General features: G+C 74.7%; 11 protein-coding genes. 6 read left to right on the forward strand and 5 right to left on the reverse strand.

Annotated features, from left to right (window positions below):
- Positions 1–8: 8 nt before the first annotated feature.
- Both GA0070624_RS14510 and GA0070624_RS14515 read right to left on the reverse strand, forming a co-directional pair.
- A complete protein-coding gene (locus tag GA0070624_RS14510; protein WP_091341350.1) occupies positions 9–425 on the reverse strand; it encodes a DUF2795 domain-containing protein in 417 nt (138 codons plus the stop codon).
- Positions 426–489: 64 nt separating this feature from the next.
- Positions 490–1,467, reverse strand: a complete 978-nt coding sequence (locus GA0070624_RS14515; RefSeq protein WP_091341353.1) for a YihY/virulence factor BrkB family protein — start codon at positions 1,465–1,467, stop codon at positions 490–492.
- Positions 1,468–1,607: 140 nt separating this feature from the next.
- Between GA0070624_RS14515 and GA0070624_RS14520 the strand changes: the two genes are divergently transcribed.
- Entirely contained in the window at positions 1,608–2,012 is a 405-nt protein-coding gene (locus GA0070624_RS14520) for a ChaB family protein (RefSeq protein WP_091341355.1), read from the forward strand.
- 103 nt (positions 2,013–2,115) lie between these two features.
- Here the strand turns inward: GA0070624_RS14520 and GA0070624_RS14525 are convergent, their stop codons facing one another.
- Positions 2,116–3,549, reverse strand: a complete 1,434-nt coding sequence (locus tag GA0070624_RS14525) for an aldehyde dehydrogenase family protein (protein ID WP_091341358.1) — start codon at positions 3,547–3,549, stop codon at positions 2,116–2,118.
- A 72-nt stretch (positions 3,550–3,621) separates the two neighbouring features.
- Here GA0070624_RS14525 and GA0070624_RS14530 point away from each other — a divergent pair, with 72 nt between their 5' ends.
- The gene (locus GA0070624_RS14530) at positions 3,622–5,226 is read left to right on the forward strand and encodes a phytoene desaturase family protein (RefSeq protein ID WP_091341360.1); all 1,605 of its coding nucleotides are present in this window, start codon (positions 3,622–3,624) and stop codon (positions 5,224–5,226) included.
- A 33-nt stretch (positions 5,227–5,259) separates the two neighbouring features.
- Here GA0070624_RS14530 and GA0070624_RS14535 read toward each other — a convergent pair whose 3' ends face one another.
- Positions 5,260–6,027 carry a polyprenol monophosphomannose synthase gene (locus tag GA0070624_RS14535; RefSeq protein ID WP_091341363.1) on the reverse strand — a complete coding sequence of 256 codons (768 nt, stop codon included), beginning with the start codon at positions 6,025–6,027 and terminating at the stop codon, positions 5,260–5,262.
- Positions 6,028–6,253: 226 nt separating this feature from the next.
- Entirely contained in the window at positions 6,254–6,700 is a 447-nt protein-coding gene (locus GA0070624_RS14540) for an SRPBCC family protein (RefSeq protein ID WP_091341366.1), read from the reverse strand.
- Between the two features lie 293 nt (positions 6,701–6,993).
- Here GA0070624_RS14540 and GA0070624_RS14545 point away from each other — a divergent pair, with 293 nt between their 5' ends.
- Genes GA0070624_RS14545 through GA0070624_RS14560 form a run of 4 tightly spaced genes read left to right on the forward strand, consistent with a single transcriptional unit; the run spans position 6,994 to position 11,496 of the window.
- Complete coding sequence (locus GA0070624_RS14545; protein WP_245719156.1) at positions 6,994–8,622, forward strand: HAD-IIIA family hydrolase; 1,629 nt, start codon at positions 6,994–6,996, stop codon at positions 8,620–8,622.
- Positions 8,619–9,593 (forward strand): glycosyltransferase, encoded by a 975-nt coding sequence (locus tag GA0070624_RS14550; protein ID WP_091341368.1) that lies wholly within the window; start codon positions 8,619–8,621, stop codon positions 9,591–9,593. The genes GA0070624_RS14545 and GA0070624_RS14550 overlap by 4 nt, the downstream gene beginning before the upstream one ends.
- Complete coding sequence (locus tag GA0070624_RS14555) at positions 9,578–10,789, forward strand: glycosyltransferase (protein WP_091341370.1); 1,212 nt, start codon at positions 9,578–9,580, stop codon at positions 10,787–10,789. Before GA0070624_RS14550 ends, GA0070624_RS14555 begins: the two co-directional genes overlap by 16 nt.
- On the forward strand, positions 10,789–11,496 hold the full coding sequence (locus GA0070624_RS14560) for a D-sedoheptulose-7-phosphate isomerase (protein WP_091341372.1): 708 nt from the start codon (positions 10,789–10,791) through the stop codon (positions 11,494–11,496). Before GA0070624_RS14555 ends, GA0070624_RS14560 begins: the two co-directional genes overlap by 1 nt.
- Position 11,497: the final 1 nt, after the last annotated feature.

Here is an 11,497-nt window from a genome sequence, read left to right on the forward strand (position 1 = left end):
CGATCCGGTCACCAGCGTGTCGTCTCGTTCTTGTGCCCGAGCGCGGCCCACACCTCGGAGACAGTCTCGTAACGGGTCCCGTCCGGCAGGGTCGCCAGGTCGGCGATGATGTCGTCCGGCGCGTCGTTCTCCCGCGCGTTGGCGATCAGCGTCTCCCGGTCGCCGGGCAGGGCCGACATGGTGATGTAGCGGCCCAGGCGGCTCCGCCCCTCGACGTCGTCCATGCTCATCCCCTGCGGGTTGCCGCCGCGGCTCGGCCCGGCCGTCACCGTCTTCGGCTCCGGCTGGTCCTCGCCCGCCGGCTCCGGCTGGCGGTCCTCCTCGACCCGCGAGCCCCCGGCCCCCGGCCCCTGCACCAGGCCGCTGACCTCCTGGCTCATGTTGTCGTCGACCCTGGGCGAGTGCTTGCTGCTGACACGTTCCATGCCGACAGACATGCCCGGGGGGACCGCCGGTAAACCGGGGCGGCCGGTGGAGCCGGTCATCCGGTCACGAATCGGCCGGCGCCCTGGGCGGCAGGACCGGCTCGCCCGGGTCCCCGGCGCCGGCCTGCAACACGCGGCCGCGCTGCACCTCGGCGTTGACCTGCACGCCCAGCATCAGTGCGCAGTTGGACAGGTAGAGCCAGACCAGGAAGGCGATGACCGCGCCCAGGCTGCCGTAGGTCACGTCGTACGAGCCGAAGTTGGCCACGTAGAGGCCGAAGCCGAAGGAGGCGACCACCCAGGCGAGCAGGGCGAGCGCGCCGCCCGGGGTGAGCCAGCGGAACCGCGGCTGCCGGACGTTCGGTGCGATCCAGAACAGCAGCGACAACAGAGTCATCATCACCAGCGCGAGCGCCGGCCACTTGGTGACGCTCCACACCGTGCGGGCCAGCCCGCCGGCGTGCAGCAGGTCGCCGACCGCGTCGGTGACCGGTCCGCTGACGATCAGGCCGGTGGCGACCACCGCGAGCAGGACCAGGGACACCCCGGCCAGGCCGATCTGCAACGGCCGCAGCCGGTAGAACGGCCGCCCCTCCTCGACCCCGTAGACGGCGTTGGACGCCCGGGTGAAGGCCCCGATGAAGCCGGAGGCGGACCAGAGCGCGCCGAGCAGACCGAAGCTGAGCAGCACCTTTGCCGAACCCTGCTGGTTGACCACGCCGCGGACCACCTTGACGAAGGCGTCGTTGCCCACCACCGAGCCCGCGCCGATCTCCCGGGCCAGGTCGATCACGGTGTCCACGGTGCGCTGGCCGTCGGAGACCAGCCCGACCAGGGCGACCACCACGATGGCGGAGGGGAAGAGCGCCAGCACCCCGTAGTAGGTGAGCGCCGCCGCCCAGTCGGCGCAGTTGTCCGTCACGAAGTTCCGCCCGCTGCGGACCAGCACGCCGCGCCAGGTGGCCCAGCTCAGCTGGCGCACCCGGCGGGGGATCCGGGCCCGCTGTCGGCCGGTGACCGCCGGCTCCGTCGTCGCTGCCATGACCGCTCCCTGTGTTCCGACGCCCACCGCCGCGTGGCCGGGCGGTACCCCGCCGGGAGAATCGACAAACCGGTATCGGTTTGCCGCTGGGGCCTGGGGGAACGGTCAATACAGAAGCTATCGACGCGGAGGAGGACGAGATGCCCGGGCGCGAGGTACTGCCCAGCACGCTGCGGCGCTCCCCAGACAAGGCCCAGCGGACGTGGGAGAAGACGCACGACTCGGCCGTGGAGACGTACGGCGAGGGGGAGCGGGCGCACCGCAGCGCCTTCGCCGCCGTGAAGCACAAGTTCGAGAAGGTGGGCGACCACTGGGAGCCGAAGGGGCGCAAGGGCCCGAGCGACCGGCAGGCCGCCGGGGGTGGTCCCGCGCGGCGGGCGCCCACCGCCACCGGGGTGGATGCCAACGCCCCCAAGGACCACCTGATGCAGGTCGCCAAGAAGCTCGACGTGCCGGGCCGGTCCCGGATGACCAAGCCGGAACTGGTCAAGGCGATCCAGAAGGCGAACGCCAAGGCGACCCGCGAGGCGCGCGGCGGCCGCTGACCCGCCGCCCCCTAGGCGCACATTTACGGAAAGAGTGGCTGTCCGGCTCGGGACAGCCACTCTTTCGGTGAAATCCGGGCGGGAGTCGCCCAGGGGGTGGTGGTCACCAGTGGCCGCCGCCGGGGGCCTCGATGTGCACCGTCTTCACCGTGCTGAACTCGTCGAGCAGTTCCGGGCCGTACCCGAAGCCCTGACCGCTGCCGCGGCGCGGCTGCGCGGCACCGCCCGGCGCGCCCCCGAAGACCGCGTTGATCTTGACGGTGCCCACCGGCAGTTCCCGCCAGGCCCGGTGCGCGTGGCTCATCGACCCGGTGAGCACCGTGGCCGCCAGCCCGTACGGGGAGTCGGCGGCGCAGCGCAGCCCCTCGCTGAACGAGTCGACCACGATCACCGGGGCGACCGGGCCGAAGGTCTCCTCGCGGACCAGCGCCATCTCGTGCCGGCAGTCGGTGACCACGGTGGCCGGGTAGAACGCCCCCGGGCCGTCCGGCAGCCTCCCGCCGGTGCGGATCCGCGCTCCCTCGGCCACCGCGGCGGTGACCTGCCCGTGCACGTGGTCCCGGTGCCGCCGGTCCACCAGCGGCCCGAGCTGCGTCTCCGGGTCCCGGCCGGGCCCCGTCCTCAGCGCCTCGGCCCGGTCGACCAGCGCGTCGACGAAGTCCTCGGCCACGTCCCGGTGCACGTAGATCCGTTCCACCGCCACGCAGATCTGCCCGGCGTTGGCGAAGCACCCCAGCGCCGCCTGGTCGGCCGCCCACACCGGGTCGACGTTGGCGTCCACGACCAGCGGGTCACTGCCGCCGTTCTCCAGCAGCACCTTGGCGCCGGTCCGTGCGCCGGCGGCGGCGATCGTCCGGCCGGTGGCCGTGGAACCGACGTGCGCCACCACGTCCACCTCCTGGCCGGCCAGCGCCGCGCCCACCTCCGGGCCGCCGGTGAGCAGCGACAGCACCCCGGCCGGCAGCGCGGAGTCCAGGGCCTTCGCCAGCAGCCAGCCGGTGCCCGGCGTCCGCTCGCTCGGCTTGTAGAGCACCACGTTGCCGGTGACCAGGGCCGCGCCGAGCAGCCCGCAGGAGACCGCCACCGGGTCGTTCCACGGGGTGATCGCCGCGACCAGGCCGCGCGGCTCGGGGGCCATGAAGTCCATCGCCGCATGGCCGCCGTGCAGCGTCCGCCCGCCCCGGAGCGGGCCCAGCTCCGCGTACTGGCGCAGCGTGCCGACGCCGGCCGCCACCCCGCCGCGCGCGTCGCCCAGCGGCTTGCCCATCTCCGCCGTCGTCGCCTGCGCCAGCTCCTCGGCGACGGCCTGGACCGCGTCCGCGGCGCGGTGCAGCGCCGCCGCCCGCTCCGCGGGCGCGGTCGCCGCCCACTCCGTCGCCACGCCCCCGGCGGCCTCGACCGCCTTGCCCACCTCGTCCGCTGTCGCCACCGGCACGGTGGTGACCGGGGTGCCGTCGGCCGGATCGTGTACGACCAGCTCGCCCCCCTCGCCGCCCGCGCCCCACACTCCACCTATGAGCTGCGCAACCGTGTACATGCGGCAGTGGATGCCCCGGCCCCGCCAAGGCAAACGCGTTTCGCCCGGTAACCGGCCGGGTAGGCGGGTCGGATGATTTCGACCGGCGCGGAGAGTGCGGACGCCGTCGTCATCGGCGCCGGCCACAACGGTCTGGTGGCCGCCAACCTGCTGGCCGACGCGGGCTGGGACGTCCTGGTACTGGAGGCGACCGAGGTGCCGGGCGGCGCGGTCCGCTCCGCCGTTGTGACCGTCCCCGGCTACCTCAGCGACCTTTACAGCTCCTTCTACCCCCTCGGGTACGCCTCGCCGGTGCTGCGCCGGCTGGACCTGGACCGGTACGGCCTCAACTGGACCCACGCCCCGGACGTCCTGGCCCACCTGCTGCCCGACGGGCGCGCCGCGGTGATCAACCGGGACCTGGACGCCACCGCCGCCTCGCTGGAGACGTTCGCGCCCGGCGACGGGCAGCGCTGGCGCAACGCGTACGCCGGCTGGCTGGCGGTGGCCGAGCCGATGCTCGCCACCATCACCACGCCCTTCCCGCCGGTGCGCGGCGGGTTGACCCTGCTGCGCCGGCTGCGCGTCTCCGGCGCGCTCCGGCTGGCCCGCCGGCTGGTGGTGCCGGTCCGGAAGCTGGGCGAGGAGCTCTTCGACGGCGAGGGCGGGCCGGCCCTGCTCGCCGGCTGCGCGCTGCACACCGATCTCTCCCCCGAGGAAGCCGGCTCCGGGGTGTACGGCTGGCTGCTCGCCATGCTCGGCCAGCAGGTCGGCTGGCCGGTCCCGGTCGGCGGCGCGCAGAAGATCACCGACGCGCTGGTGGCCCGGCTGAAGGAGCGCGGCGGCCGGATCGACTACGGCGCCCGGGTCGACCGGGTGCTTGTCGCGCGGGGTCGGGCCACGGGAGTCCGCACCGTCGGCGGCGCCACCTGGCGGGCCCGGCGCGCGGTGCTGGCCGACGTGCCGGCGCCGGCCCTCTATCTGGACCTGGTCGGCGCGGCGCTGCTGCCGCCCCGGCTGGTGGAGGACCTTGCCCACTTCAAGTGGGACGGGTCCACGCTCAAGGTGGACTGGGCCCTGTCCGCGCCGGTGCCGTGGAAGAACCGGGCCGTGGCGGGCGCCGGCACGGTGCACCTCGGCGCCGACCTGAACGGGCTGACCAGCTACTCCGCCGCGCTCGCCCGGGGCGAGCTGCCGCGCGACCCGTTCCTGCTGGTCGGACAGATGTCGGTGGCGGACCCGAACCACTCCCCGGCGGGCACCGAGTCGCTCTGGTCGTACACCCATCTGCCGTTCCGCCGGGAATGGCGGGCCGAGGAGGTGGCGGCGCACGTCGAGCGGATGGAGGAGGTGCTGGAGGACGCCGCGCCCGGCTTCCGCAACCTGATCCTGGGCCGGCACGTGGCCGGCCCGGCCGAGCTCGAGAAGGGCGACCCGAGCCTGGTCGGCGGCGCGATCGGCGGCGGCACCGGGGCCGCGTACCAGCAGCTCTTCCTGCGCCCGATCCCCGGCCTGGGCCGCGCGGACACCCCGGTGGACCGGCTCTTCCTGGCGAGCTCGTCGGCCCACCCCGGGGGCGGCGTGCACGGCGCCCCCGGGGCGAACGCCGCCCGGGCCGCCCTGGCCCGGGACCGCGCGGTCACCGGCGATCTCTACGCCGGTGTGATCGGCGCCGCGCACCGGGTGGTGTACCGCTGAACGCGCCCGCGCCGCCCGCCCTCGGTCGGGGCCTCAGCGCTGGATGTTGCGGTGCCGGGCGCGCAGCTTGAACGGCATCAGCGCGCTCTCGATCTTGGTGGCGGTGGTCATCTTCGACGTGCCCTCCCGCCGCTCCTCGAACCGGATCGGCACCTCGAGGATGGTGTGCCCGAGCTTGGTGGCGAGGTAGTGCATCTCCACCTGGAAGCTGTAGCCGTTGGACTGCACCCGGTCCAGCCCGATGTCGCGCAGGGCGTCGGCACGCCAGATCTTGAAGCCGGCGGTGAGGTCGCGGATCCGCACCTGCAGCAGGGTGTGCACGTAGAGGTTGGCCCAGCCGCTGAGCGCCCGCCGGTAGAGCGGCCACGCCTCGTCGAGCTGACCGCCCGGCACGTACCGGGAGCCGATGACCACGCCGGCCCGGGTGGAGAGCAGCGCGCCCAGCATGCCGGGCAGCGCCTCCGGCGGGTGCGACAGGTCGGCATCCATCTGCGCCACGTAGTCGGCGCCGCCGTCGAGCGCCCGCCCGATCCCGTCCACGTACGCCCGGCCGAGCCCCTCCTTGCCGGCGCGGTGCACGACCTGGACCCGGTCCGGGTGCTCGATGGCCAGCTTGTCGGCCACCTCGCCGGTCCCGTCGGGGGAGTTGTCGTCGGCGACGAGCACCTTCAGCCCCGGCAGCGGGAGGGCGAGGAGCCGCTCGACCAGCACCGGGAGGTTGCCCGCCTCGTTGTAGGTGGGAACGACGACGGTCAGGCGTGCGTCCCGCCAGGGCGAGGGCAACTGCACGGGTTCGATCATCACGGACATCCTCGGTTCGCCGACAGGTTCACTGAGAGGGTAGCCAGTGGCCATCGCCCCGTTGCGAAGGACGCCCGAACGGGCGCCCCGCGCGTCGTCGGCGCGGGCGGTCAGCGTAGCCGGCGGGCCAGTCCGGTGGCGGCCGTCGCCAGTCCGCCGAGGGCCAGGACGGACACCGTCGGCTTGTGCGCGCTCACCCAGGGCCCGGTGATCACCACCCGTTGCGTCAGTGGGCCGCCTTCTTCCGGCTGGCGATGTCGGAGAGCCGGTTCAAGGTCTCCTTGTTGCGCAGGTGCAGCACCAGGTCGTTGAGCTTGTTGCGGACCCAGCGCAGCGGCCCGGCGGCGAAGTCCTCCCCGATGCTCACCCGGGTGGCGCCCTCGCCCGCCGGTTTCAGGGTGAAGACCACCGTCGCCTCGCCAGCCGGCCACAGCCCCGCCCGGAGGACGAGCTTGCGCGGCGGCTCGCAGGCCAGCACGGTGGAGGAGTCCTGCAACGAGAACGGCCACGGCCCGGCGCGGTGGTGCAGTTGGCTGCCCGGGCGGGGCCAGCTGTCGTCCACGCCCCGGACGTGCGCCGTGCCGACCACCCAGTCGCTGTACGTCCACCCGTCGGCCAGCACGTCGAAGACCTGCTGCGGGGGTGCGTCGATCACTTTCTCCACAATCGCCACCGCGACCCCATACCCTCGCCCGGTCCGGGGCTAACGGCTCCGCCGGGTTAGCTTCTCCGGGGCGACGGGTAACGCCGCACCGGGTCGGCGAGAAGGCGGTGATGGGCCGGCCGGACAGGCTGAGGGCGGCGGTGCGCCGAGCGGCGATGGAGGCGGCCCCGCCGAAGATGATGTTTACTCCTCGGGGGGTCGGGAACCCGCCCGCCGTGCGACGGGACCGCGAGCGGGATCAGTCCAGGTCAGCCCGGGTAGACCCGGGTTTCGACCGGTTCCGCCCCGGGCTGTTCGACGCGGTGCTGCTGGACCGGGACGGCACCCTGGTCGAGGACGTGCCCTACAACGGGGACCCGGAGAAGGTCCGACCGGTGCCGGGCGCCCGGGAGGCCCTCGACCGGTTGCGCGCGGCCGGGTTGCGGCTCGGGGTGGTGACCAACCAGTCGGGGCTGGCCCGGGGACTGTTCACCGCCGAGGAGCTGCGCCGGGTGAACGCGCGGGTGGAGGAGCTGCTCGGGCCGTTCGACACCTGGCAGATCTGCCCGCACGGCGAGCGGGACGGCTGCGTCTGCCGCAAGCCGGCCCCGGGACTGGTGCACGTCGCGGCCCACGCGCTCGGCACGACCCCGAGCCGTTGCGTGCTGGTCGGTGACATCGGCGCCGACATGACCGCGGCCGGCGCGGCCGGCGCCGCCGGCATCCTGGTGCCCACGCCGGCGACCCGTTCGGCCGAGGTGTCGCTCGCGCCCACGGTGGTCAATGACCTGCCCGGCGCGGTGACGGAGATCCTGCGGCGGATCGGCCTGGTCTGCGGTGCCCCGCCGGCCGTCCGGCACGGGCGGGTGCTGGTGGTACGCAGCGACGCGGCCGGGGACGTGCTGGTCACCGGCCCCGGCATCCGGGCGGTGGCGGCCGGCGCGCAACGGGTGGTGCTGCTCTGCGGCCCGCGTGGGCGGGCCGCCGCCGACCTGCTGCCCGGCGTCGACGAGGTCGTCGAGTGGCCGCTGCCCTGGATCGACGGCACACCCGCCCCGGTGGACCCGCACGACATGCGCCGGCTCACCGACCGCCTCGCCGAGGTCGGCGCCGACGAGGCGGTCATCTTCACCTCGTTCCACCAGTCGCCGCTGCCCCTGGCGCTGCTGCTGCGGATGGCCGGCGTGCACAGGATCAGCGCGATCAGCGACGACTACCCGGGTTCCCTGCTCGACGTCCGGCACCGCGTCCCGGCCGGCGTACCGGAACCGGAACGGGCGCTGTCGCTGGCCGCCGCCGCCGGCTTCCCGCTGCCGGCCGGCGACGAACCGGGGCTACGGCTGCGCGCGGACGCGCTGCCACCGCCCCCGGCCGGGCTCGGTGAGCCCGGCTACGTCGTGCTGCACCCGGGCTCGTCGGTCGAGACCCGGGCCTGCCCGCCCGAGCTGGCCACCCGGATCGTCCGGGTGCTCAGCGCCGCCGGGTACCGGGTGGTGGTCACCGGCGGGCCGGACGAGCAGGAGCTGACCGCCCGGGTGGCCGGGGCCGGCGGGCTGGACCTGGGCGGTCGCACCGGACTCGGCGAGCTGGCGGCGATCATCGCGCGGGCCGGCGCGCTGGTGGTCGGCAACACCGGACCGGCGCACCTGGCCGCCGCGCTGGCGGTGCCGGTGATCAGCCTCTTCGCCCCGACCGTCCCGTTCGGGCAGTGGGGGCCGTACCGGGTGCCGACGGTCCGGCTCGGCGACGCCGGCGCGGCCTGCCGGGACAGCCGGGCGACCCGCTGCCCGGTGCCGGGCCACCCCTGCCTTTCCGCGGTGGAGCCGGGACGGGTCCTGGAGGCGCTGCGGCTGCTCGGCGTACCCGCCGACAGCCCGGTGGGCGCCGGGACGGTGGTCGCCGTCCCGCCACGCGCGCCCGCGGTCACCAGCACCGGCGGGGGCGGGCGATGAACATTCTCCTGTGGCACGTGCACGGGTCGTGGACCACGTCGTTCGTGCACGGGAAGCACCGGTACCTGGTGCCGGTCACGCCGGACCGCGGCCCGTACGGGCTCGGTCGGGCGCGGACCTATCCGTGGCCGGAGAGCGCCGTCGAGGTGACCCCGCAGCAGTTGCGCCAGACCGAGGTGGACGTGGTCCTGCTCCAGCGTCCCGAGGAGTTCGACCTGGCCTGCGAGTGGCTGGGCCGCCGGGTGGGACGGGACGTGCCGGCGATCTACGTCGAGCACAACACCCCCAAGGGGGACGTGCCGAACACCCGGCACCCGATGGCCGACCGCGACGACCTGCTGATCGCCCACGTCACGCACTTCAACGAGCTGTTCTGGGACAACGGCGGCACCCGGACCGAGGTCATCGAGCACGGCGTCGTCCCACCGGAGGTCGAGTGGAGCGGCGAGCTGGACCGGCTCGCGGTGGTGATCAACGAACCGGTGCGCCGGTGGCGGGTCACCGGCACCGACCTGCTGCCCCGGTTCGCCGAGATCGCCCCGCTGGACGTCTTCGGCATGGGGGTCGCCGGGCTGGCCGGCCGGCTCGGGCTGCCGGCGGACCGGATGGCCAGCCACGACGACATTCCGCAGCGCGAGATGCACGCCGAGCTGGCCCGCCGGCGGGCGTACCTGCACCTGTGCCGGTGGACCTCGCTCGGGCTGAGCCTGATCGAGGCCATGACCATGGGGATGCCGGTCGTCGCGCTCGCCACCACCGAGGCCCTGGAGGCGGTGCCGGCGTCCGCCGGCGCCCTCTCCACCCGCGTCGACGTCCTGCTGGAGGCGACCCGGGGGTTCCTCGAAGACCCGGCTGCCGCCCGCCGGGCGGGCGCCAAGGCCCGGGTGGCCGCCGCGAACCGCTACGGCCTGGACCGCTTCCTCGCCGACTGGGACCGGCTGATGGAGGAGGAAACATGCGCATCGCGATGATCTCGGAGCACGCCAGCCCGCTCGCCGTCCTCGGCGGCGAGGACGCCGGCGGCCAGAACACGCACGTCGCGGAGCTTTCCGCCGCGCTCGCGGCCGCCGGCCACGACGTCCGTGTCTACACCCGCCGCCACGCCGTGGACCTGCCCGTGACGGTACGCGCGCCGGACGGCTACGACGTGGTGCACGTGCCCGCCGGCCCGGCCGAGCCGGTCGCCAAGGACGCGCTCCTGCCGCACATGAAGGAGTTCGGCCGGTGGCTGGTGGCGCAGTGGCAGACCGGCGACTGGCAGCCCGAGGTGATCCACGCGCACTTCTGGATGAGCGGCCTCGCCGCGCTGGCCGCCGGCCGGCGTACCGGGGTGCCGGTGGTGCAGACGTACCACGCGCTCGGCACGGTGAAGCGACGTCACCAGGGCGTGCAGGACACCAGCCCGCGCGGCCGGGTCCGCTACGAGCGGGAGCTCGGCCGGTCGGTCGACCGGGTGATCGCCCAGTGCCAGGACGAGGTCGGCGAGTTGGTGCGGATGGGCGTGCCCCGGGCCCGGATGACGGTGGTCCCGTCCGGGGTCAACCTCACCACCTTCGCGCCGCTCGGTCCCGCCGCCGAGCGGGACGGCGACCGGCCCCGCATCCTCACCGTCGGCCGGTTGGTGGAACGCAAGGGCTTCCAGGACGTCATCCGCGCGACGGCCCTGGTCCCCGGGGCCGAGTGCGTCGTGGTCGGCGGTCCGCCGGCCGGACTGCTGGAGACCGACCCGTACGCGCTGCGGCTGCGGTCCCTCGCCGAGTCGTGCGGGGTGGCCGACCGGGTCAAGCTGATCGGCGCGGTGCCGCGCGAGGAGATGGGCCGCTGGTACCGCTCCGCCGACGTCCTGGTCGCCGCCCCCTGGTACGAGCCGTTCGGGCTCACCCCGCTGGAGGCGATGGCCTGCGGCGTGCCGGTGATCGGCAGCGCGGTCGGCGGGCTGATCGACACCGTGGTCGACGGGCGGACCGGCGACCTGGTGCCGCCCCGGGACGCGCAGGCGCTGGCTGCCGCGATCAACCGGCTGCTCACCGACCGGATCCGGCGCCTGGCGTACGCCACGGCGGCCCAGCAACGGGCCCGCCGGTGCTACTCCTGGTCGACCACCGCGGAGCGGCTGGCGGAGGTGTACGGCGCGGTGGCGGCCGTGCGACGGCCGGTGGTCGCCTGATGACGGCGGCCGGCGGGACCGGCGGCGCCGCCGGGACGGTGCTGGACGCCCACCTGACCAGCCTGGCCGCCGCGCTGCTGCCCTTCCGCCGGTCCGAACAGCTGCTGGCCCGCTGGGGCGCGGAACTGGCGCATCGGCTGGCCACCGGCGGCCGGCTGCTGGTGGCCGGCAACGGCGGCAGCGCCGCCGAGGCACAGCACCTCACCGCCGAACTCGTCGGCAAACTCCGCGACGACCGCGAACCGCTGTCCGCCATCGCCCTGCACGCCGAAACCTCCGCCCTGACCGCCATCGGCAACGACTACGGCTACCACGAGGTCTTCGCCCGCCAGGTTCGCGCCCACGGCCGAGCCGACGACATCCTCCTGCTCATGTCCACCAGCGGCACCAGCACCAACCTCCTCACCGCCGCCCACGCCGGCCGCGACACCGGCCTGCGCTGCTGGGCCTTCACCGGACCGGCCCCCAACCCGCTCGCCGAGGCCTGCCAGGAGACCCTCGCCATCGACTCGCCGGACCGGCAGGTGGTGCAGGAACTCCACCTGGTCGCCGTCCACGTGCTCTGCGAGTACGTCGAGCGGATGCTGCCGGCGGCGCTCGTCGCCCGGCAGCCGGTGCCGACCGGAGAGACCCGGTCCGGGCCGGTGCGCACCGGCGTCGAGGTGGTGCTCGGCGACGCCACCGGTCGGGAGGTCCAGGCCCGATGAG

It is taken from the genome of Micromonospora rhizosphaerae (assembly GCF_900091465.1).
Taxonomy (GTDB): domain Bacteria; phylum Actinomycetota; class Actinomycetes; order Mycobacteriales; family Micromonosporaceae; genus Micromonospora; species Micromonospora rhizosphaerae.